Source organism: Dyadobacter sp. HNCC25DJ187 (assembly GCF_056895255.1).
Genome location: NZ_JBXHAT010000002.1, coordinates 2,418,110 through 2,441,163, shown reverse-complemented (window position 1 = coordinate 2,441,163; position 23,054 = coordinate 2,418,110). Strand labels below are relative to the sequence as shown.

Here is a 23,054-nt window from a genome sequence, read left to right as displayed (position 1 = left end):
TTCTACTAATTTTTCTGTTTTGACATCATCAATTGTATATGATCAACATCTCTTGTCCGCTTTGGCTCAAAGCGATGAGCGGGCATTTGCTGAAATCTACCAGACCTACTGGAAGCTTTTACATGATACTGCCTGGAAGCGGCTCGGCGACAAAGAGCAGGCCGGCGATGTGGTTCAGGATGTATTTGTGAAGTTATGGGATCAGCGCGCGACCTTGGCTATTGATAATCTTCGTGCCTATTTGCAGACTGCCGTCCGTTATAAAGTTTACAATCTTATTGCTTCACGAAAAGTAAATGATACTTATTTCCAGTATCTGGCTTTTCTGGATGTGGCGTCTGATCAGGCGGATCAGCAAATATTATACGGAGAATTGCAGGAGCAGCTCAATGCCCTGCTCTACAAAATGCCGCTGAAAAGAAGACAGGTGTTTGATCTGCGCTATGTGGATGGACTATCTACAAGAGAAATTGCTGAAAAGCTGAATATTAGCCAGAAGACCGTACAGAATCAGCTTATCAAGGCGACTGATTCTATCAAAGAGATTCTGTTTGCAATGGCTGTAGTACTACCTGCCTATCTGAAATAGCCCATACTTCTCGCTTCCATTTTAATAAAACCAACTTTTTTTCATACCTGCGTAGGACATTTTCATTTAATATTGACTAGTTAGTATATAGACTAAAAGTTAATGAATCGAAAATCATTTACAATTCTGATTAGGAGATTTCTCTCGGAGAGAACCACGCCTGAAGAAAACGACTTTCTGAAACGGTACGACGATTTGTTTGAGAGTAAATCTTTGCCCGAAGAGTCTGCGGAGGAAACTGAACACTTCGGGAAACAGCTCTTTGAACACATCAATAGCCAAATACATAGAGAAAGTCAGCAGAAAATCATTCGCATAACACAATTCCGAATGTTGCTGAGAGCCGCATCCATTGTGCTATTACTCGGAGCATCCGTTTGGGCTTACCTGTATCGAAATGATTTACTTCAACTGGCGGATCCTGTACAGTATAGTGAAGTACATGTAGCGCCTGGCAAGACTTCTAAAATTGTGTTGGCAGATGGCACCCGTGTGCTGTTGAACGCAGGAAGCACATTGAAATATCCGGATAAATTCAGAGGGAATAGCAGAGAAGTAATGCTGAAAGGAGAAGGCTACTTTGAAGTTGTGAAAAACCCGGCTCAGCCATTTTTAGTCCGTACATCTGCTCTTCGCGTACAGGTACTTGGCACCAGCTTTAATTTGAGGTCATATCCTGGCGATACAAAGCAGCAGGTATCTGTGGTAACGGGCAAGGTTCAGGTAAATGATAGCAAGAGTAAGGTAGAAAAACCTGTATTGCTTACAGCCCGTGAGCAGGTCAGCTATGTAGAAAAGACCGGTGTTTTTGAAAAAGGCAATTGGGATGGAAGTGATGATATCGTGTGGCTCGACGGAGGCTTCAACTTTCGAAACAGGTCATTCAGAGAAGTAGCAGGAGCCCTCGAACGCAGGTTCGCCATTACGGTACAACTGGATCCCAATCTGGAAAACTGCAATGTATATGCGCAGATAGGAAATGAACCCGTAGATATTACCCTGAGAGCACTCACCCGGCTTATGGGAGCCCAGCTGACCAATACGGGTAGCAATTACCATATATCGGGTGCCGGATGCTATTCCAACTGACCTTCCGAATGCAACAGAAACACCCACCTTGAAAATGAAAAACTCCCTGCTGCAAACAGGGAGCGGAATCGAACGCGCATGTCAATTGTGAATCGCAGGGCCTCGGAAACCTGATGCTTTTCACACATTATTCACATTAATTCTCTTTAATAAAAGTATGAAATCAATATCGTTTACCAAACGATCCTATCTGATTGCAATGAAATTAACGGTCATATTATCACTGGTTATTGGAATAGCCGGATCGGTTGCTTTTTCAGATCCTGCTTTGGGGCAGAGGTTACTGGAACAAAAAATAACATATTCCGTTCGAAATAAGTCACTTACTGAGGCACTGGATCAACTTTCGGCTCAGAGTAAGGTGAAATTTATGTTCACTACTCAGGTGGCCTACAATACAAGCAAAGTCACTCTGAGCGCAAATCAGCAGACAGTAAGATCTGTTCTGGTGAGTATTCTTGATCCTAACCAGCTCGCTTACGAAATAGAGGGGAATTATGTGTTGATCAAACCGAAAGTTCGTAAAGCAGTCACGGCGCCTCGGACGACGACCGATGCTGCCAATCCCGTAGCACCGTCTGCGAATATAGTGATAAAAGGAAAAGTGACTGACGAAAAAGGAGAGGCTTTGCCAGGGGTAAATGTACTCGTGAAAAGTACCCGATCCGGTGCTTCTACGGACGTGAATGGTCATTTTCAGATCGATGCGCCTGAACAGGGAATACTCGTTTTCTCTTTCGTAGGATACAAAAGCCTGGAAGTTCCTGTCGGTAACAGGCAGGAGATGGACGTCATTCTGAAAGCTGACCCAAGCCTGCTGGAAGAGGTAGTGGTAGTAGGATACGGAATCCAGAAACGCAATAGTCTGACCAACTCCGTTTCCCAGATCAGCGGAGATGACGTGACCAAAAGACCGGTTTCTAATTTACAGCAGTCATTTCAGGGTTTGATGCCTGGTGTAACAGTTACTGATTTAGGAGGTTCGCCGGGTAAGTCCAATGCATCCATCCGCGTCAGAGGTATTACTACTTTCAATATCAACAGCAGTAGTACCAGTGGCTATGATCTTGCCAAAAATGACGCGCTGATTATTGTCGACGGTATTGAACAACAGCTAAGTGACATTAATCCGGATGATGTGCAATCTGTTTCTATTCTTAAAGATGCTGCTTCAACGGCTATTTATGGGTCGCGCGCTACCAACGGCGTTGTACTGATCACCACCAAAAGAGCTGTCGGGAGTAAGGTGCAGGTGGACTACCACGGTTACTATGCCATTCAGAAGTCGAATAACATACCGAAGATGATGGGCCTTGAGGCATATATGCGCCATCAGGTAGCAGCATATACCAATGCCGGCTCTGCTGTTCCGGCCCGTTTCACCGAAGAGTCAATCCAGGCTTATGTGAATGCTACCGATCGTGAGAAATACCCGCTTCCCAATACCTGGTTTGATATCATGCTCAGAACGGCTCCCCAGCAAAATCATAGTTTGTCTGTGGCCGGAGGAAACGATGCATTGCGCACGCGTCTTAGTGTGCGTTACCAGGATCAACAGGGCGTAATACAGAATTTTGGAAATCAGATTGGAGAAATTCGCCTGAATTCAGACTATAATGTTTCGAAAAATGTCCGCGTGAGTGCAGATGTGAACTACCGTTACAGCGTAAATGAAAGTCCGACCACCAATTCGACTTCTCCTCTCAACAATTTTTTCCATGGTACATTGTGGGCGGTACCCAAATACGCAGACGGAACCTATGGTTTGAGCACGCAGGGTAATAACCCATTGATGTTCATCGAAAAAGGAGGTCAGACGAAGCAGAAAACGGACTACCTGGCGGGTTATGTAAAGGCGGATTGGGACATTGCAGAAGGGCTTACTTTTTCGACTCAGATTGCAGGGAGGGGACAATTCACATCTCAGAAAAGTTATGTGAATGCTTATTCCAATACCGATAAGATTACAAATATTACCAGAACCATCGTCAATAACAGCCTTACAGAAGTACGCAATGATCTCAAAGAATATACTTTGAACAATTTGCTGACCTATGACCGCAACCTCGGCAGACACAATTTCAAAGGTTTGCTGGGCTACTCTCAGATAGGCAACACTCAAACGTTCCTCAGCGCTTACCGTGAGCGTTTTTACAGCAATGACATTGGGTCAATAGGGCAGGGAGCAAATGATGGCACAAAAAGTAATGAAGGCCGGGATGCAGTGTACAGTCTTCGTTCATTTTTCGGACGTGTGAATTACGACTACGAAGGCAAATATCTTTTTGAGGCAAACGGACGTTACGATGGTTCTTCCAAATTTACCGGAGAGAAGCAATACAGTTTTTTCCCTTCTTTCTCTGCCGGGTGGCGTATATCAAAAGAAGCATTTTGGGATAAAATCTCAAATACGGTGAATGATCTGAAAGTGCGGGGATCGTGGGGTATCACGGGCAATCAGTCTGTAGATCTTTACAGTTATTATGCAGCACTTACCGCAAGCGGGTATAATTTTGGCGGACTGCCTGTGCAGGGTTATCGTCAGAATGCATTGGCTAATACAGGTTTGGGTTGGGAATCTACAACACAGCTTGACCTAGGCCTAGATGCTTCATTTTTCAGGAGAAAACTGAATTTGACGGTAGATTATTATCATAAGCAAACTGACGATATCCTGCTGAATCTGGATATTCCTGCAACTATCGGACTGACGGCACCTCCACAAAATGCTGGCTCAGTTGAAAATAAAGGCTGGGAATTCAGTGCAAATTATCGTGGAGCATCTCCAACATCAGGTTTTCGCTATAACCTGGGAGCGAACCTGAGCATCAACGAAAACAAGGTTACTGATCTGAAAGGAACAGGACCTTACATCGCCGGGTCAGATATTGATCCCCGTTACATCATCAAACAGGGGCTGCCGATAAATACACTTTGGGGTTATAAAACCGACGGATTGTTTCAGACGGAGCAGGAGATAGCAGAATACAAGGCCAACTATGTAGCCAATACAAAACCCGGTGATGTCAAATATGTGGATCTCAATGGTGACGGTATCATCAATGCGAATGATATGACGAATATAGGAAACTCATTCCCCCGCTATACTTTTGGGTTTAACTCCGACTTCTCCTACCGCAATTTTGAATTATCTGTGCTCTTCCAGGGTGCAGCAAAGGTGGATACACGTCTGGCGGGTGCATTGGCCGAAATGGGCAATCAGGAAGGATTTACGCATGAGATTTATACCAATAACTACTGGACTCCGGAAAACACAGATGCACGATTCCCCCGACCCGTTAAGTTCGATCTGCGTAATGTCGCAACTTCCGATCGCCTGATTCTGGACGCTTCGTATCTGCGCCTGAAAAACGTCCAGCTTGCATACAGTCTGCCCGCAGAGCTGGTACAAAAAGTGAGTTTGAAAAAGGTGAGAGTGTATGTTTCTGCCACCAATTTGTTTACAATTTCAAAGCTGAATGAATGGAATCTGGATCCGGAAGCGCCATCAGGGCGTGCAGTATACTATCCGCAGACAGCATTGTACACTGTTGGTCTGAATTTGCAATTCTGATTATCCACTCCACCATTTAGTTTTAATGACAATGAAAAAATATAATCTAAAATACATCTTTCGATTCCTTTTTGTATTGGGTTTGGTCGGCCTCATTTCATGCGACAGCGATTTATTAGAGACTATTCCGAATGACCGGTTGGGCGAAAATTCATTTTGGAAGACAGAAAATGACGCAAAACTGGCTGTGAATGCGTTGTACAACGATCTGGACGGTACAAATGTGCTCAGCTGGGATGCACTGACGGATATAGCCCACACAAATCAGAATTTCGATACTCAGGCCTATATTGAGCTTGGAACGTATGATGCCACGAGTTCGAAAATTTATACGGAATGGTCAAATGCCTATAAAGGTATTCGGGCAGCTTCTTATTTTCTTGAAAACGTAGATAAAGTTGCCTCGCCTAATGCAACGCTGATTAATCAGCTTAAAGGTGAAGCCAGAGTGTTGCGTGCGTACCAGTACATCAAACTTGCCGGTTTCTTTGGGGATGTACCGCTCGTTACAACTCCGATCAGTATCGAAGAAGGCAGAGCGCTTACCAGAACGCCGGTTGCGGAAATATGGGATTTCATCGACAAGGAATTGAATGAAGCGGCTGCATTACTCCCCGTTTCCTATGCCGCTGCTGATAAGGGAAGAGTAACACAGGGTGCTGCTTTTGGATTAGCAGCAAGGTCCAATTTGCTTGCCGGCAGATATCAGAAAGCTGCCGAAGCGGCTGATAAAGTGATAAAGCTGAATGTATACGGGCTTTATGAATCGTATGAAAAATTGTTCAGTTATGCAGCGGAAAATAATAAGGAAATTTTGCTCGATAAACAGTTTGTTAAAGATATTTATCAGCATGCTGTCTTCCAACTTCTGGCGCCTTACAGCCAGAGAAACGGAGGCAGCAGCTATGTACCCACAAAGATCCTGATTGATGCTTATGAAACGCAGGGCGGTAAACTAATTACCGATGCATCAAGTGGATATGATCCGGCTAAGCCATATCTCAATCGGGATAACAGATTAAAATATTCGGTCTTTCTGGATGGTGATATTTTACCAAGTGGAATCGCTTTTAAGCCTCAACCCAACAGTGGCACAGCAGACGCAATCGGCAGTACCTATATCGCTTCCACGACGGGGTATAATATCAAAAAATACATCAACGCAGAAGATTACGCCAACCCTGCGAACAGCGGGATAAACATCATACTGCTTCGTTATGCAGAAGTATTACTTACTTATGCTGAAGCGAAGATTGAACTGAACCAGATCGATGCGAGTGTGCTTGCTGCCATCAATACGGTGCGAAATGGTAGAAATGATGTGAAGCAACCTTCTGTAACCAGTACAGCTCAGGCAGAACTCAGAGAAATTGTTCGCCGGGAAAGGACTGTAGAGCTTGCTCTGGAAGGACAGCGTCTCTTCGATATTCGCCGCTGGAAAATAGCAGATAAAGTAATTCCGGGCCCTATATACGGCATTACATATACCAATGCAGCCGGAACACTCGTCACCGTGCAGGTGGTGGCAGTCAATAAGGTATTTGATGTAAATCGTCACTATTTGTGGCCTATACCCCAAAAGGAAAGAGATTTAAATGGATTATTAACACAAAACACAGGCTGGTAAAATGTATAAAATAAATCGTTTGAAGGGGCTTATAGTACCTTGTCTGATGCTCGGTGCAGCAATCATCATGTTGGCAATGGCTCCAAAGCCATCTGCAAGTAAGCCGAATATCGTCCTGTTTTTTATTGATGATCTCGGTTATGGAGATCTTTCGGTAACGGGTGCCTTAGGATATAAAACGCCCAATCTGGATAAGCTGGCCTCTGAGGGAACAAGGTTTACTAATTTTATGGCTGCCCAGGCGGTATGCAGTGCTTCAAGAGCGGCGTTGATGACGGGCTGTTATCCCAACCGGGTCGGTGTAGCAGGCGCATTTGGTCCGCAAGCTGCTCAGGGACTAAATCCTAAAGAAGAGACAATCGCTGAGTTGGTAAAGGAGCAGGGCTATACGACAGGTATTTTCGGGAAATGGCATTTAGGGAGTGATCAGGAGTTTCTGCCTTTACAACAAGGGTTCGACGAATATTACGGCGTGCCTTATTCCCATGATATGTGGCCACTGCATCCATGGCAGGAACGCGCCAAATATCCGCCATTGCATTGGATTGATGGGAATAAGCAAGCCAAGGAAATTAAAAATCTGGATGATGCCAGTGAACTGACGCCAACTATTACTGAGAAAGCGGTAGGTTTTATCAAAAAGCATAAGAATAAGCCATTCTTTTTATACGTACCGCATCCGTTACCCCATGTGCCGCTGGCTGCTTCGAGTAAGTTCAAAGGGAAAAGTGAAAGAGGAATTTTTGGAGATGTATTGATGGAGCTTGACTGGTCGGTAGGGGAGATACTGAAAGAACTGAAAGCACAGGGCCTGGATAAAAACACTTTGGTCATATTCACTAGTGACAATGGGCCATGGCTCAACTATGGCGATCACGCAGGTTCATCAGGAGGTTTCCGGGAAGGAAAAGGAACGTCGTTTGAAGGCGGACAACGTGAGCCGACGATCATGCGCTGGACTGGTGTGATTCCCGCAGGAAGGGTTTCTAATAAGCTTTTGTCAACGATTGATATTTTGCCAACTATAGCCAAACTTACCGGCGCGAAATTACCAAAGCAGAAAATTGATGGTATTGAATTTGCGGATCTATTGAAAGGAGATGACTCAAAAACACCAAGAGAAGAATTCTTATACTACTATAGAAAAAACAGTCTGGAAGCAGTTCGTAAACACGACTGGAAATTGATTTTTGCTCATCCGGGTAGAACTTATGAAGGCCAGGCACCTGGTAAAGATGGCCAGCCCGGACCAACTTCTGAGGATTTTCAACATCCGAGAGCATTATATAATCTTGCCCGCGATCCGGGAGAACGTTATAACGTGTTGGAACAAAACCCTGAAATCGTAGCCGAATTAGAGAAAATTGCAGAGGCTGCCAGGGAAGATCTGGGAGATGATCTTCAGAAAAAGGAAGGTAAAAACAGAAGGCCTGTCGGTGTTACGAGCAGTAAATAATTGTTTGTTTTAAGCAAAATTGAAGGAAAGGTGAATTCGATTTTGCTGTCAGCCTGAGCGGAGTCGAAGGCAATTTACACTACGTAGATAATGTTTCGACCGCCCGGTCCGCTCAGCATGACAACTTTGCCGAACTGTATATTTTATATTATGGCCTGAATTCCTACAGTGGGTCCAGGCCATATTTTATTTCAAGCCTTTACCTGTCGCTGCCCAGTAAATACCTCCGTAAAGGTGATCAAGGAAAGATTGGTCAGAATAGGCAAGACCAATGTGTCCCATTCCGGTATAAAATGCTCTGCCACCATCGTATTTATGATACCATGCAATAGGATGAGAGTTACCCATTCCTGCGCCTTTGCTGGTTTTAGGGTCATAGGTTTTTTCATCCAGGGTGATCAGAATATTCAAATCGCTGGCCGCTGCAGGTTTTTTGTATTCGTACCATTCGTCGGTCCAAAGCATACGTTTCGGGAATCTTTCCAAGCCCGGGAAGTTGCTATTGACCACATCCAAATACGCCGTTTGCTGCGCCGGGTGGGTAAGAAACATCATTCCAACCAGCTTGTTATACCAGGCCCAGTCATATTCTGTATCTGCAGCAGCATGCACACCCACCCAGCCTTTTCCACTCTGAATATATTTTTCGAAGGCTGCTTGCTGTTCGTTATCCAGGATATCTCCGGTTGTATTCAGAAAGATCACTACATCATAGTTTTTAAGCGATTTTTCGTTGAATACCGAAGCATTTTCCTGCCAGTCTACACTGAAATTGTGTCTTGCTGCCAGGTTTCTTACACCGGCAACGCCTTCATGAATAGCCGTATGGTGAAAACCAGCCGTTTTTGTAAATAATAATGCTTTGAATTGCTGAGCGTAAGTAACGGAAGTACCAAGTACAATCAGTGACAGGGTGAGCAGTTTTTTTAACATTTTGATATAGATTCAGATATATGATTTACAGAAATTTATTCTACGTAATCAGCGGCCCATTACCAGTCTTGTCTGAGCAGAACCGGCGACGTCCTTCAGTTCAACTTTCAGACTCTTGTCTTTGATTGCCTTGCGGTCGATTACAAGTGAAATAGGATGGACGCCTTGCGTGAATGCCGCCGTGATACTATTGCCAGCAATTTTCAGCGGTTTATTTCCTTCAAAGGCCGTAATTCCTTCATCGGAGCTCAATGCCAGTGTTACATTCCCTTTTGTCAAAGCCTCAATATCAAATTTGACAATACTGAAACGTTTTCCGGTTGCATTCTCCATTTCAGGAAGTTCATCGAGCGGAAGTTCACCTGAAACTTTGCTATATACCGGCTGGCGGGTAATAGTTGCACCCTTTCCAACGATTACAGGATTTTCAAAAGATAATTTTTTTGCAGTGGCTTTGTCAGCATCTACGCTTTCCCAACGTCTTACGTAACGGGTGCTTGGCACACGGAAGTCACCTGATTCACCCAGTTTGGTCAGGAAGCCCACCAGATTGACAAACTCTTCCCTGCTTAGGCCGGCTGTAAGTCCCGGAGGCATCAGCGAGCCTGGTACTTTTTCCATCAATTCTACCTGACTTTTTGCAATAGAAACTTCTTTGCCCGTTACATCACGAATCACGATGTCCGAAGCGCCGTCACTGGCCAGATATCCCATCAATTCGGAGCCATCTTTTTTCACAACACGTTTCAGATCGTAACCTTCCTTGATGGAAGCGCTTGGTTCGAGTAACGAACGAATGACGGTTTCAGCAGGTGAACTGGTTCCGAGGCTACTCAGGTCGGGGCCGATCAATCCCCCCGCACCGCCGATGGCATGGCAGGTAGTACAGCTCAGATCAGCCTTGCGGAAAAGTAATTCCCCTTTGCCGGCATCACCTGTTTCACGAGCCAGTTTGGCTAATCCGGCAATATCTCTGTCGCTCAATTCCTGAGGCATTTTCTGAGCAGGTAAAGAGCCCCCCGAAGCTTCGAGCGCTTTTTTCAAAGCAATGATTTCATCCAGATTCTGGCGTGTCCAGCCCGCTCTTGCCTGCACAAGCTGCCGGCCTGCTTTTGCCATAGGTTCCGGTATTTTTTTTGCGGCAATAGCTTCCGCCAATGCGCCACTTGCAGCATTGTTTGGAATAAATACCAGGAAGAATTCAGCCATATCGGTATCCGCTGGCAATGAGCGCATCAGGTCAGTACCAATGCGTGCTCCTTCTTTCGGGTCAATGATGGAAAGTTGTGAAGCGGCAATAACGCGTACCTCCGGCGTATTTTTCGGGCCTGTCAGTTCAGTCATCAATTTAACAGCCTTCTCTTTATCAATAGATGACAAAGCGGCTAATGCTGCTTTTTTCGTACCCGGATCACCGGTTTGAACAAGTGTTGTCAATCGGTTATTCAGCTGAGATAATTTCCATAACCCGGCCAGACGAATAGCACTCTGACTCACCGCTTCATCTTCATGTCCGATAAAATCTGCAACACGTTCCGGATTTTTATTCGGGATAATTTTTCTCTGTATTGCTGCATTTTCAAGAGCTGCGAGTTGCGCCGCTACATTTTTATCTTTTTTCTGAACAACCAGATCAAGCAGTATATTCATTTCTGTCGCTTGTCCTGTTTTGGCTATTGCTCCGAGTACATCTTTCTGGTATTCTTCCGGAACATCTCCTTTTTGGTAGAGCTGAACCAGGTGCGTTACAGCTTCGGGACTAACGGCCGATTTAAGTGCATATGATGCCTTCTTGCTATCGCCGAGGAAAGAAGGGTCAGTCTTATGTTTAGCCAGCCATTGAGGCTCTAAATCCCTTACAGTTTGCCAAAGGGCGAAGTCAAGGAACTCATCCATTTGTTTATCCAGTGCTGTCAGGGCAATACGTGTAGCGTCAGCAGACTTCAGTCCTCTCAGCGCAATAACAGCCTCCAGGCGTACCTGTGGATGCTCGTCGGCAGCAGCTTTGGTTAGTATGCCTTGCACATTGCTGATTTTAGGAATCCAGAACGAAAGTGCGCGTACAGCAGCAGCACGGGCTTTATGATTTTTGGCAGCTAATAGTGTTTGTAAAAGAGGTTCATTCACGGTTTCCAGTGTCTGGTAAGTCCAAAGTGCTTCCAGCAACTGATGTTCGTAATTTGCATCGTTTTTGTCCAGAGCCTGTACCCATTTCTGTAATTCAGGAATGACGGTTTTCGCACCACGTGCTTTCAAAACCTGCTTCGTTTGCGCGCGTGTCCAGTCTTCAGGTTGTTTGAGCGTTTCAAGCAATTCAGGAACAGATGCTTTTACAAGATTTGGTTTTTTAAGTAATGGCTTATTTTTCGCTGTAATTTTCCAGATACGTCCATGCTCCTGATCACGACGGGGATCGTGGAAATCCACCTCTCCATGCTGGATAATGGGGTTATACCAGTCAGCTACGTAAATGGCTCCATCCGGGCCAACCGTAATATCCACAGGCCGGAATGCTACGTTATCCGTCCACATCAGATCCTCCATTTGTTTGGAAGCATATCCGCTGCCTTGTTCCTCCAGTTTGAAACTATTAATGCGGTTGGCGCGGAAGTCATTGGTGATCAGTCGTCCCTGCCATTGTTCCGGTAAATGTCTCCCCGAAATCACATCCAGACCACTATGTTTGGGTTGCCCCGGATTCAATCCGCGGATTGTTCTGGCCGCACCGGGAGCTGTCACAAAAGTGGCACCCGGAAATGCGTAATTGATACCTTCGCCACCTGCACCGTCAGTCAGGAATGTTTGTCCCCATTTATCAAACTGTAATCCCCACGGATTCACCAGTCCACGGGCATATACATTCATGTCCAGATTACGGGTATTGAGTTGCCATACGCCACCACCTTCAAGCCTTTTAATGCCGAATGGCGTTTCCACGTGGCTGTAAATGTAGATCGACTGGTTGAAATAGAGATGTCCTTCCGGTCCCCATCTGAATGTGTGGATCAAATGGTGCGTATCCGCTGTTCCGAAGCCATTCAGGATTCTTCTTTTTTTATCTGCTTTTCCATCACCGTCGGTATCAGCAAAATGCAGGATTTCAGTTGAGTTGGCAACATACACGCCCCCGTCGCCGGGAAGAATACCCGTTGGGGTAAGCAGACCTTCGGCAAAAATGGTCGATTTGTCTGCTTTTCCATCCCCATCCGTGTCTTCTATCACAAAGATTTTATCGTTGGCTTCTTCGCCCGTTTTCAAATGCGGATATGCCGTACTGCTCACGACCCATAAGCGGCCCTGTTCGTCCCAGTTCATTTGAATAGGCTTGGCTACCAGCGGTTCACTTGCCCAGAGTGATACTTCAAAACCATCGGCTACTTTGAAGGACTTCAGCTCTTTTTCTACATCCGGGTCGGGATCTTCTTTATTGATTTCAGGCTCAACAGAGGAGCTCATGAGCATGATGAGGGGGAGTAGAAGTATCAGGTAAATAAACTTGATCGCTTTCATATTTTCGATATCGGCTTTCAGCAATCGGCTGTTGGCTTTGTTAAATTTGATGGTGAATTCGTTTGAAATAGAATACTTCAGCTGGCTTATTTCAGCATTTTTAGCTCATACACACGTTGCTTCGGGACACCATGTGTTGCAATTTGTCCTTCCAGCCATTTCATGATCAGGCTCTGGTCCTCCAGCCCCTTTGCATGTCTGCCTTGCTCATAAGCACGGAAACCGAGAATGTAGGTTCGGTTCAATGGTCTGTACTGGAAGAAAAACTGATCATTCTTTTTCTGAATCATTTCCTGTACCTGCTTCACCTGGTAATAGTCGGGTCCCTGACTGATCGTTACCCCTTCCGCCCACTCTTTTGCGGAAGCGGCGGCAATTTGCTGCTGATCCGCTGTGAGGGTATAAAAGCCTTTTTTCAGACCAGTGATTTTTACTTTTCTGAGTGGAGCAGATGTAGTTGGAAGTGCCTTTGGCAAAGGAAGAGGGAGTGTATTTTCCTGAATAGTGAACTGTACAGTAGCTCCCTCCACATTTTGAGATATCTGCGCAGGAGCTGTTGCTTCTGATCCGCTCTTGCCGATTGCAATGTTGATATCCTTCACTTCATAAGGAATTCCCAGACTTTTCTGTAGTATCTGAGCCAGATGGAAATACCCCGTTTCATTCAGATGTGAGCCGTTTTCAATAATCAGCGTATTCTTTGCCAGGGCTTCAATCGGACTGTATATATCGATAAATTGCTTCTTGCGACTCGTCGCTATTTTTGAGATTTCTGTATTATACAGTTTCAAATCTGCATTTCGCTGACTGATATGAGCGGAAGTATCTTCAAAAATAACGGGCGTTGTGGAAAGTAAAATTGACTTTGCTCCCAACGCATCTATTTTATCAAGAAGTTGATTATACCCTTCGTTGAACCTGGCGAGTCCGGCTTGTCCGTCCTGTGCTTCCACACCACCATAAGCAATGAAAACCAGAGTCGGTTTGGCACCGGTCAGCTGATTGATCAGATGTTGATAAGGCGTAGGCGGATTAGTATAGGTGCTTCGGGCTTGTCCCCAGACATTGTCGCCTGTCCAGCCAAGATTCCGGAAAGTGACATGCCGTCCGGGAAAGCGCGTGGTAAGCGCAAGTTCCAGATAGCCCGATTGAAACTCATTTTCAAACAGGGAATTGCCGAGAAAAACTACTTTATCGCCATCTTTTAATTCAAATGGTGCCTGTGAAGGACTCTGGGCAACAGCGGATCTGCATAGCAGAAACATACAAAGCAATACAGAGCCTACCGAGACCGGTACTTTCATCTTTCTCATGCACTTTTGGATTAGGTAAAGGAATACAGGAATTGCTGAAGTCACGATATGGTTACAGCCAATCACTTCAACAATGGATAAAGAAGCTTTTCGAAAGAAATTAATGGTAATAGAAAGTAAAAAAAATGAGGTAAATGACAGTTGTGAAATACATGCCCTGATAATGAGTGTTTTACATCATTTTTGTGGTAAAAAAAGATAAGATGATGTCAATATAATATTAGGGATTTGGGGAGAAGGGCAAAGGGGTTTGGAGTGGGGGCATGGGGATATGGGTTTGAGGCAGAAGGTTACTGGAGAGGAGATGGTGCCCGGCAGATGGGAACGTGCAGAGCACCGTAATATTTGTAGAAAATTCAATTTGAGTAATTCCCAAAGGTGCAGCGCACCGGAATAGAAACTGACTATAGAACCAGCCATTAATCGCGTTACAAACGCTCAACCAATAATGCCCCGATTACAAATCGGGGCGAACGCTTTATTTCTTCAAACTCTTAATATACAGCGTAATTGATTCAATATCATTATCCGAAAGTATCCCGACAAATGATGGCATTTCTTCATTATAGCCTTTGATAATTTTGACACCCGGGCTCAGGATGGATTCGCGGATGTACTTTTCATCCGCAATGGCTGAAGTGCCGTCTTCAAAATGACGCATAGATTTATAAAGATTCTGGAAAGGAGGGCCGTACATACCTTTGACCTGCGTACCCTCTGAGTGGCAGCCGAAACATGCCATTTTCTGGAATAATTCCTTACCTTTTTCAGCACTCGCCACTTCTTCTTTTTCTGTTGCCGCTACAGGTTCGGGTTGTTTTACTTTCAATAAAGCCAGATCTACAGACGAGAATCCAAAACTTGCAGGATCCAGAGCAGAAAGGTTATTCAGTGTGAAATAGAAATGATCATTCAATTGTTTGCCGTCTTTGAATTTGAGCTGGTAGGCTACGTCCACCTGCATCACTTCTTTCATATCCTGTACCAGCAACAATACCTTTTTCTTGTCTGCCGACAGATAAGATGCTACCACATTTAATGTCTCCTCACCTGTACTGCCGTCCAGTTTAAAATGCCCGGAACCATATTCCTGTGTACGTTTGTAATTCCATCTTTTTACCTGAAAATTAGCTGCATCCGATACGCTGCCGGCATCCAGCTCAGAGTCAAAGTAAAGCATAATGCCCTGTTCTCCTGCGCGAAACTGATTGGGCATGTAGCTGGGTTTACCCGTATACCGCATACGCATCAACGCGCTGATCCCCTTAGAACTCGATCCCCAAAGATTGAATCCTGTGATATACATTTGTCCGTCCACAGGGTTAATCGTGCCCTTGGAAGTAGGTGCAGGATAATTGGCGTGAATGTAAGAAACACCACCTTGCGTAACGGCGGCAGAACTGTCAATCAATACTCTAAAAAGACCTGGTCTTGCAAAAGAGAAGTGAATAAGGTTATCGTTCAATGGCCCCATTTTATCACTCGTAGCCCACGCCTGACTGATACTCGACCGGTCGACACGGTGAGGAAGCCAGGTAAGTGCCGGTGTAATGGGGGGATTGTCTTTGCGGTGCTCTGTAGCCGGCACTCCGAAGTAATCTCCTTTTTTGATTAGATAAATCGGTGTAGATGGTACAAAATTTCCTTGCTGATCGGAGGCGGTTAACATACCTGTTTTTGGGTTCATACCCAGATAAGGCCCGCGTAAACCCGTGGCTATGATATCATAACTGAGACCGTCTTTGGAAATCTTCATTACTGTACCGTTGTGGCGGGAGCCTTCGCGGAAACCTTTGGCCACTTGCTTGGATACACCCGGCCCGTTGCTTTGGCTACCGCCTTTGGCAATATAAAAACAGCCGTCGGGTCCCAATACCATATCTGCGGCCCATTCTCTGGACTCGGCAGATTGTGCCATGACGTTAGAGAAATTTTCGTAATAATCTGCAGATCCATCTTTATTGAGGTCATGCAAGCGTACAATCCCTTCCCGACCGAATACGTACAGCGTATCACGTACGATCTCGATGCTCATAGGCTCATGCAGTCCGGAAGCAAACCGGCGCCATTTGATATGCTGAAGATCTTTATCAATGCCTTGTACGGTCCATACATCACCCTCGAAGGTTACAGCCGCGGCACGGCCATCAGCATGAAATGCAATATCAGCAATGCGTACATTTCTTTTCCAGGGATTTGGTAGTGGTAATGCCAGCTGGTCCGTTACAAATGCGGCTGTATCAGGTGAGAGTTTTCCTTTGGTTGTAATTGTTTCGTTCCAATAGGCAGGTCCTCCTTTTTGGAAGTCAGGGAAGGAAACAGGGTACTTACGTGCGAATTTTTCAAACGCCGCTTTCTTAGATGCCGGTCCTTTCCAAACTGCGATGGCGGTTTCTGAAGTCTTGTCAGAAGCAGGTACTTTCACCGTCAGGAATCGGTTTTGCTCAGTCCCGGGTTGCAGCGCGAACTTACCTTTTCCTGTAATAACAAGCGCTGTGATACTGTCTTTAGTTACACCGTGATAAAGTACAGCCATTCTTCCATTGGCTTCGGCTCCCGTAGCGTTGGTTACTTCGGCCGCCGTCAGGTAAAGATCTTTGTCATGACTTGCAAAACGAAAGCTCCTCGTAAATACCTGTTGATCGCCGAACACAGCTCCGCCCGGCATTTCGAATATTTCTGTTTTTCCAACCGTATAATTCAGAATCGCATTTTTACCATACGCAAATACACCTTTCCACCTGCCTTCTTCCGCTGGCATCGGATCCCAATTGTGTTCTTCCGCTGATCTGGTTCGGATGTGTGTATAGTCCGGTTTCTGAGTCGACCAGCCCGCATACAAGCCCGTTGCGATTTTTGGCTTGCCGATTATGGTTGGAACCTGATTGTTTTTATTGAAAAAATCCTTGTAGGAAATCTGCGCCATGAGCACCATAGGAAGGAATTTGCCTGTCCAGGCTGCTGACCAGCGCAACAGGTCCGTATCAAAAGCTACGTAGGCATTGTCTCCAACCGGAATAGATACTATTCTTCCTGCCATGTTATCGTCAGGGAAACCACTACCAAGTTTTCGGGCATCCAGTGAGCCTGGTATAAATGGAAAACCAGGTTCTACAAAAGGATTCAGCTCCAAACTGTCGACTGGGTATGACGATACTTCTCTCTGGTCTGTATAACCTGTAAGAAAGAGGGTTGTTGTAATCGTGATTCCTACTGAAATAATGCCGATGTACTTGCGGCAAGTTTGGAAAGGAGTGAGCATGTCGGCGTTTAAGAATAAAAATGCAACTTGATACTTTTATAAAATTTCCCTGATGGATTAAAACAGTATTGGTCTAAAGTCCCTCACAGTGTAGGAATTACTTTAAAACTGTATTTTATTTTTCAATCATTTGCATTCTGATTCCCATATACGACTTCCTCCGTATCAGTTAGCCAAAGCTCTGCTCTTCTTATTCTGGTCGTACACCTTCATCATTTGTAGAACCACAGAAAGGACAATTAATGCCAGCCCGATATAAAATGGCGCACTAAGCTCCTTATTTTCTTTATAGAAAAAGATGGCGAGCGCAATAGTATAAACAGGTTCCAGGTTGAAACTGAGATTAACCGTGAACGCGGATATTTTTTTCAGTGCCTGTGTCAATAACAAATAAAGCAATACCGTGCAGAAAAGTGCAAGTAATACCAGATAGGAGAAGTCACTCATGGAAGGAATGAGTGTAGCTACCGGGAAAAAATGAAGATAAATAGGTATCAGTAGCCCGATCGCCATAGCCCCGCCTGTCATCTGATATACTGTAATGGTTTCACTTTTGTATTGGTGTGCAAGTCGCTCGTTGGCAATGGTATATAAGGCGGCCAGCAACGAGGAAACAATGCCGAGCGAAATTCCCAGGCGGTATTTGGAATCAAAACTGAATATGAGCACAATCCCAAGCAGGGTGAGACAGCTCAGCAGGATTTCCGAGAAGTCGATTTTTTTCTTGTTAATGAACGGAGCCAAAACGGCAGTAAAGAATCCGTTCAGCGAAAAACAGACAACGCCTACCGAAATGTTGGAATATTTGATGCTGCCATAAAAGAAAATCCAGTGAATACCCAGCAGAAATCCGACAAACGCGATTTGACGAAAATCTTTTACTGATACCGCTTTGAGCCTGTTGGAGGCTCCTAATATCAGCAGTAGCAGGATGCCCGATATGATCATGCGGTACCAAACCAGCAGCCCTTCATTAAGGGTGATCAATTTTCCGAAAACACCTGTGAATCCGGCCAGAAGAATGGCTATATGCAGTTGAATAAAAGCTTTTTTCATATCGTAGTAATAGTGTCGTAAAAGTAGGTGTACTGTGCCACATTTGGTGCGTCAGGCTCTGATTTAGACATAAAATTGTCCTGAGCAGGATCAAAGTCTTACATGACTGATGGCTTTCTACAGGTAGATACGGTATCTGTTATTATTGAAACGAAGCCAGATTGTGTGGTATAAATAGCTAAAAAGCCATTTTGAGGGATTGATTTCAGACATCTATACGTTTTAAAATCTTTGGGTATCAAAATCACATCACATGGATTTACAATTAACAGGAAAAACAGCATTCGTAAGCGGCTCTACACAAGGAATCGGATTTGCGATTGCTCATAAGTTACTGGAAGAAGGAGCGGCGGTAATCATCAACGGAAGGTCGGAGATCAGGGTTGTTGAAGCGATTGAAAAGCTCAGGTCGCTGGTGCCGGATGCACAAATATCAGGTGTGGCAGCAGACTTTTCCAAAGTGGAAGAAGTGAATGTAATGCTGGAGAATCTTCCGGATATTGATATTCTGATCAATAATGCTGGTATTTTTGAGCCGAAGCCTTTTATCGAAATACCTGATGAAGACTGGTTCCGTTTCTTCGAAGTTAACGTAATGAGTGGTGTTCGGTTGGCAAGGCACTTTTTTTCAAATATGATGGCGAAGGACTGGGGCAGAATTATTTTTATTTCCAGTGAGTCAGCGGTCAATATTCCGGAAGAAATGATCCATTACGGAGCGACTAAAACAATGCAATTGGCTGTAAGCCGGGGATTGGCTGAGCTTACGAAAGGAACGCAGGTAACTGTGAATGCCATTTTACCTGGTCCGACAAAATCAGAAGGAGTAGGGGAGTTTGTGAAGCAATTGGCAAGTGGGGCCAACGTGACTGCTGAGGAAGCCGAAAAGGATTTTTTCAAAACGGCAAGACCCTCATCATTGCTGCAGCGCTTTGCAACTGTTGAAGAAATTGCCAATCTGGTTGTGTATGTAGCGAGCCCACTATCATCTGCAACCAATGGTGCAGCTTTAAAAGTGGATGGAGGAGTAGCGAAGTTTATCATTTAAAATAACAATATGTCTTCTGAACAAAGAATAATCAAAACTGCCCTGTTGTCCTACGGGATGTCAGGCAAAATTTTTCATGCGCCATTTCTGGCTTTGCATCCCGGATTTGAGATCACCGGATCATGGGAGCGAAGCAAAAAATTAATTCAACAGGATTATCCTGAAGTAAAAAGTTACCCTTCACTGGAGTCTGTTCTGGAGGATGAGGAAGTGGAGCTGGTGATTGTGAATACGCCGATTGACTCTCATTTTGAATACACAAAAAAGGTATTGCTGGCGGGCAAACATGCGGTTGTGGAAAAGGCCTTTACCGTATCGCTGGCAGAAGCGCAGGAATTGCACGCGCTGGCACAGGAAAAAGGTTTAAAGCTGTCTGTATTTCAGAACAGAAGATGGGATAGCGATTTTAAAACCGTGAAACGCATTGTGGATCAGGGGGTTTTGGGAGAGTTGGTGGAAGTGACGTTTTCTTATGAGCAGCACACACCTGAACTGAGTCCTAAGGCGCATCTTGAAACACCGACTCCGGGTTCGGGCTTGTTGCGCGACAGAGGTTCGCATATTACGGATCAGGCACTTTCGTTGTTTGGTATGCCGAATGCCGTTTTTGCTGATTTACGCATCGTTCGCCCGGGATCAGTAGTGAATGATTACTTCGAGCTGTTGTTGTTTTATGATCAACTGAGAGTGAGACTGAAAGGCGGATTTGTAGCCAGAGAAGCCGTGCCGGCGTATGTGTTGCAAGGATTGAAGGGTTCTTTCCTGAAAAGCCGCGGAGACTTGCAGGAAGACAAACTGGTGGCGGGCGAGAAGCCAAATACAACTGACTGGTGTACTGAACCGGAAGAAAAACGTGGTGTTTTACATACGGAGGTCGACGGCGTAGTGAAGCGCGAGTTGGTGGAAACAGAAAAGGGAAGCTACCTGGATTATTTTGAAGGTGTATATGATTCCATCGTTAATAACATAGCAGAACCAGTGACATCGGCCGACGGTGTAAATACGATGACGATCATTGACGCCGCTTTGAGAAGTGACGCTGAGAAGCGAGTGATTACACTGTAATTAGAAAGTAGTATCAAAACTGGCTGGCTGATAACATTTGAATCAGTTGGCCAGTTTTTTATTAGAGCTACATAGCTTTCATGATCTTCTGTTTTTGGCCAAAAAAACTGCCTGCCGGCATTCCAATAAAACTTGCCAGCAAGCCATAGAGTAAAGGAGGGTATTTTGTTTCAATCCTGACGCAAACCAGCCACACTACCAATCCTGCCAACATGGAAATGATGCAGCCAGTTTGGTTGGTGCTTTTCCAGTACATACCTGCAGCAAGCGGAATAAAGAGACACACAAGACTGAATGCAGAAGATTCAGCTACGAGCTCGAAAATGCTTTCTCTTGTTGCGGCCATATAGATACAGACCGCGGTAATGAGCACAATGCCAATACGAATAATAGCAAGAAGCTGTTTGTCTGTAAGGTCTGGTTTGAAAAACTTGACAATATTTTCTCCTAACACAGCTGCAGGGGCCATGATGGCACTGCTCGTTGTACTCAGAATGGCTGATACCAGTGCGCCAAAAAACATGATTTGAAGAGGGAGGCTCATATGCTGCAACACCATATTTGGAATAATCATTTGTTTGTCGGTGGTGTTGGTTGGATACAGATAGTGTCCGCAAAGGCTGATAAATAATGGAAGTAGTGCCACTGAAAGATACATCAGCGATGAAAGTAATGTAGCTTTCACAGAAACATCAGCAGACTTTGCCGACATGACGCGTTGAAAAACATCCTGCTGGGGGATTGATCCCAGTCCGATGGTGATCCAGGCAGCAAAATATTCGGCGTAACTTTTGAAACTGAATTCAGGATAAAACCGGAAGAAATTCTTAGGTGCAGCCATGATTAAGGGTGTAAATCCTCCGACTTTTTCATATAAAACCACTGCCACAATCAGTAAACCGAGAATGATTGTAATCGTTTGGATGAAATCAGTGATAGATATGGACCACATACCGCCCCAGATTGTATAGAGAACCACTACCACCGAGCTAAGCAGAATACATTCGGTTAATGGCAGCCCCAACACAATTTTCAGCACAATTCCCATGGCAAGGAGCTGTGCGGCGATCCAGCTGAAATAGGATGGAATGATGAGTATTGCAGAAAGTAACTCTGCATTTCTTCCGTAACGTATTCTGAAAAAATCGCAGAATGTAATGATGTTCATTTTATAGAAACGCCTGGCAAAGAACACCCCAACCAGAAAGAGACATAAGGCTGCTCCAAAAGGATCTTCTATCACGCCCAGCATACCATGTTGAATGAATTCTGATGGTGCACCCATGATCGTTTCGGAACCGAACCAGGTGGCGAATGTTGCAGACGCTGCCAGAATGAGTGGTAGCTTCCGACCGGCTAGTACAAAATCAGTAGTTGTATGAATGCGCTTTGAAGCCCAAAGGCCAATGATCAGGTTTAAAATAAGGTATCCGACAATGGCGATTGCTAGCATGTGAAGAGAGTAGGTGTCCTGTTTGAGAATGCAAACAAAAACTTCCTGCATGGATAAAGCAAGCCCGGAAATAAAAAGCGTATTGTTTTTGAGGTATTTATAAAAAAAGGAGCAGCGTTTCGCTGCTCCCCGGGGTACTTATACACTGATCAGAGATCTATCTCGGTCCGCGTGTACGGCCATTATGACCATATTCACGGGAATTATTTCTGCTGTTTCTGCTATTGCCTCGATAGTAATGTTTAGCTTTTCTATTCTGACGATACACGACCCTTGGTGGCGGTGCCGGTCTTACAACCACAACTCTTCGTGGTGGAGGTGGTGGTGGATAAGCCCTGTAACCGTAGCCATAGTCGTAGCCCGGATGGTAAGACCTATACGTACATGAAGAAATGGTAACTGCCATTATCAAAGTCGCGATAATTGCTACCCCTATTCTATTTTTAGTCATGGCTGAAATCACTTTGTTGATACATATATAACGTTTCGCAGCACAGGATAGTGCCCCGATAAGTTCAAACAAATGTTAATAAGTATAGTTATCCACACTGTGGATAATAGGTATTTAACATATAACTTCCTGTGTTTGAGTGTTTAATTTATTTGTCAACAACTTATCCACAAATGGACTGTGGATAACGATGTGGAGAAAATGTGGCTAACTAAAGAGAAAGGGTTGCGCATAAGTCTCAGACTTAGGACAACCCTTTTATGAAGAATTCTGATGGAAATCGCTTCTATGCTTCTACGTCATAAATGACTACCTTTTCCCAGAGATGTGCGTTTTCTTCAACAAATTTCTTATGAAGCGGATGGACCTGATACACATCATGACCCGCTTCGTCGTCGAAGATCAGAATTTCAGCAAAGTCATAACTGGCATCGATCACAGGACGACGTGTTGCTGCCGGAGGACCGATATATACAGATTTGATAGACTCAATTGCTTCAAGTGATTTAATACCAGCCAGTAGTTGTGCACGGGCCTCTTCATTATCTTTTTCTTTCAGCCAGAAAAATACGTTGTGTACGAACATGTTAAATAGAATTATAAGAATTGAACAGATTGTCGGGCACTA

At 44.7% G+C, this 23,054-nt stretch carries 15 protein-coding genes; 7 read left to right on the top strand and 8 right to left on the bottom strand.

All coding sequences use genetic code 11. From position 1 onward, the window contains the following. The first annotated feature begins 19 nt into the window (after positions 1-19). The 5 genes from AC1XUE_RS21035 to AC1XUE_RS21015 all read left to right on the top strand — a co-directional run bounded on the left by AC1XUE_RS21035 (position 20) and on the right by AC1XUE_RS21015 (position 8,335). On the top strand, positions 20-589 hold the full coding sequence (locus AC1XUE_RS21035; protein WP_483357953.1) for an RNA polymerase sigma factor: 570 nt from the start codon (positions 20-22) through the stop codon (positions 587-589). Between the two features lie 102 nt (positions 590-691). Beyond that, the gene (locus AC1XUE_RS21030) at positions 692-1,678 is read left to right on the top strand and encodes a FecR family protein (RefSeq protein WP_483357952.1); all 987 of its coding nucleotides are present in this window, start codon (positions 692-694) and stop codon (positions 1,676-1,678) included. Between the two features lie 157 nt (positions 1,679-1,835). Beyond that, positions 1,836-5,252 (top strand): TonB-dependent receptor, encoded by a 3,417-nt coding sequence (locus tag AC1XUE_RS21025; RefSeq protein ID WP_483357951.1) that lies wholly within the window; start codon positions 1,836-1,838, stop codon positions 5,250-5,252. A 31-nt stretch (positions 5,253-5,283) separates the two neighbouring features. Continuing rightward, positions 5,284-6,879, top strand: a complete 1,596-nt coding sequence (locus AC1XUE_RS21020) for a RagB/SusD family nutrient uptake outer membrane protein (RefSeq protein WP_483357950.1) — start codon at positions 5,284-5,286, stop codon at positions 6,877-6,879. Positions 6,880-6,925: 46 nt separating this feature from the next. Continuing rightward, positions 6,926-8,335 carry a sulfatase family protein gene (locus AC1XUE_RS21015; protein WP_483358021.1) on the top strand — a complete coding sequence of 470 codons (1,410 nt, stop codon included), beginning with the start codon at positions 6,926-6,928 and terminating at the stop codon, positions 8,333-8,335. Between the two features lie 186 nt (positions 8,336-8,521). Here the strand turns inward: AC1XUE_RS21015 and AC1XUE_RS21010 are convergent, their stop codons facing one another. The 5 genes from AC1XUE_RS21010 to AC1XUE_RS20990 all read right to left on the bottom strand — a co-directional run bounded on the left by AC1XUE_RS21010 (position 8,522) and on the right by AC1XUE_RS20990 (position 18,409). Then, the gene (locus AC1XUE_RS21010; protein ID WP_483357949.1) at positions 8,522-9,268 is read right to left on the bottom strand and encodes a ThuA domain-containing protein; all 747 of its coding nucleotides are present in this window, start codon (positions 9,266-9,268) and stop codon (positions 8,522-8,524) included. Positions 9,269-9,316: 48 nt separating this feature from the next. Continuing rightward, positions 9,317-12,778, bottom strand: coding sequence for a PVC-type heme-binding CxxCH protein (locus AC1XUE_RS21005; protein ID WP_483357948.1), 3,462 nt, complete (start codon positions 12,776-12,778; stop codon positions 9,317-9,319). Positions 12,779-12,864: 86 nt separating this feature from the next. Further along, the gene (locus tag AC1XUE_RS21000; RefSeq protein ID WP_483357947.1) at positions 12,865-14,091 is read right to left on the bottom strand and encodes a GDSL-type esterase/lipase family protein; all 1,227 of its coding nucleotides are present in this window, start codon (positions 14,089-14,091) and stop codon (positions 12,865-12,867) included. Positions 14,092-14,569: 478 nt separating this feature from the next. Beyond that, positions 14,570-17,353: a DUF6797 domain-containing protein gene (locus tag AC1XUE_RS20995; RefSeq protein WP_483357946.1), complete on the bottom strand. Its 2,784-nt coding sequence runs from the start codon at positions 17,351-17,353 to the stop codon at positions 14,570-14,572. A gap of 165 nt (positions 17,354-17,518) precedes the next feature. Further along, positions 17,519-18,409 carry a DMT family transporter gene (locus tag AC1XUE_RS20990; RefSeq protein ID WP_483357945.1) on the bottom strand — a complete coding sequence of 297 codons (891 nt, stop codon included), beginning with the start codon at positions 18,407-18,409 and terminating at the stop codon, positions 17,519-17,521. Positions 18,410-18,662: 253 nt separating this feature from the next. Between AC1XUE_RS20990 and AC1XUE_RS20985 the strand changes: the two genes are divergently transcribed. Further along, positions 18,663-19,457 (top strand): SDR family NAD(P)-dependent oxidoreductase, encoded by a 795-nt coding sequence (locus AC1XUE_RS20985; protein ID WP_483357944.1) that lies wholly within the window; start codon positions 18,663-18,665, stop codon positions 19,455-19,457. A 9-nt stretch (positions 19,458-19,466) separates the two neighbouring features. After that, positions 19,467-20,522, top strand: a complete 1,056-nt coding sequence (locus AC1XUE_RS20980) for a Gfo/Idh/MocA family oxidoreductase (protein WP_483357943.1) — start codon at positions 19,467-19,469, stop codon at positions 20,520-20,522. Between the two features lie 67 nt (positions 20,523-20,589). On the opposite strand, the gene AC1XUE_RS20975 is transcribed toward AC1XUE_RS20980, so the two are convergent. The 3 genes from AC1XUE_RS20975 to AC1XUE_RS20965 all read right to left on the bottom strand — a co-directional run bounded on the left by AC1XUE_RS20975 (position 20,590) and on the right by AC1XUE_RS20965 (position 23,012). After that, complete coding sequence (locus AC1XUE_RS20975) at positions 20,590-21,975, bottom strand: high affinity choline transporter 1 (RefSeq protein WP_483358020.1); 1,386 nt, start codon at positions 21,973-21,975, stop codon at positions 20,590-20,592. 157 nt (positions 21,976-22,132) lie between these two features. Continuing rightward, positions 22,133-22,426 carry a hypothetical protein gene (locus AC1XUE_RS20970; protein WP_483357942.1) on the bottom strand — a complete coding sequence of 98 codons (294 nt, stop codon included), beginning with the start codon at positions 22,424-22,426 and terminating at the stop codon, positions 22,133-22,135. A gap of 286 nt (positions 22,427-22,712) precedes the next feature. After that, positions 22,713-23,012 carry a Dabb family protein gene (locus AC1XUE_RS20965; RefSeq protein WP_483357941.1) on the bottom strand — a complete coding sequence of 100 codons (300 nt, stop codon included), beginning with the start codon at positions 23,010-23,012 and terminating at the stop codon, positions 22,713-22,715. Positions 23,013-23,054: the final 42 nt, after the last annotated feature.

Excerpts from the sequence above, each read along its gene's own strand:
- AC1XUE_RS21000 (WP_483357947.1), bottom strand. The coding sequence starts at position 14,091 with ATGAGAAAGATGAAAGTACCGGTCTCGGTAGGCTCTGTATTGCTTTGT.
- AC1XUE_RS20975 (WP_483358020.1), bottom strand. The coding sequence starts at position 21,975 with ATGCTAGCAATCGCCATTGTCGGATACCTTATTTTAAACCTGATCATT.
- AC1XUE_RS21005 (WP_483357948.1), bottom strand. The coding sequence starts at position 12,778 with ATGAAAGCGATCAAGTTTATTTACCTGATACTTCTACTCCCCCTCATC.
- AC1XUE_RS20970 (WP_483357942.1), bottom strand. The coding sequence starts at position 22,426 with ATGACTAAAAATAGAATAGGGGTAGCAATTATCGCGACTTTGATAATG.
- AC1XUE_RS21010 (WP_483357949.1), bottom strand. The coding sequence starts at position 9,268 with ATGTTAAAAAAACTGCTCACCCTGTCACTGATTGTACTTGGTACTTCC.
- AC1XUE_RS20985 (WP_483357944.1), top strand. The coding sequence starts at position 18,663 with ATGGATTTACAATTAACAGGAAAAACAGCATTCGTAAGCGGCTCTACA.
- AC1XUE_RS21020 (WP_483357950.1), top strand. The coding sequence starts at position 5,284 with ATGAAAAAATATAATCTAAAATACATCTTTCGATTCCTTTTTGTATTG.
- AC1XUE_RS21030 (WP_483357952.1), top strand. The coding sequence starts at position 692 with ATGAATCGAAAATCATTTACAATTCTGATTAGGAGATTTCTCTCGGAG.
- AC1XUE_RS20990 (WP_483357945.1), bottom strand. The coding sequence starts at position 18,409 with ATGAAAAAAGCTTTTATTCAACTGCATATAGCCATTCTTCTGGCCGGA.
- AC1XUE_RS21015 (WP_483358021.1), top strand. The coding sequence starts at position 6,926 with ATGCTCGGTGCAGCAATCATCATGTTGGCAATGGCTCCAAAGCCATCT.
- AC1XUE_RS20980 (WP_483357943.1), top strand. The coding sequence starts at position 19,467 with ATGTCTTCTGAACAAAGAATAATCAAAACTGCCCTGTTGTCCTACGGG.
- AC1XUE_RS21025 (WP_483357951.1), top strand. The coding sequence starts at position 1,836 with ATGAAATCAATATCGTTTACCAAACGATCCTATCTGATTGCAATGAAA.
- AC1XUE_RS20965 (WP_483357941.1), bottom strand. The coding sequence starts at position 23,012 with ATGTTCGTACACAACGTATTTTTCTGGCTGAAAGAAAAAGATAATGAA.
- AC1XUE_RS20995 (WP_483357946.1), bottom strand. The coding sequence starts at position 17,353 with ATGCTCACTCCTTTCCAAACTTGCCGCAAGTACATCGGCATTATTTCA.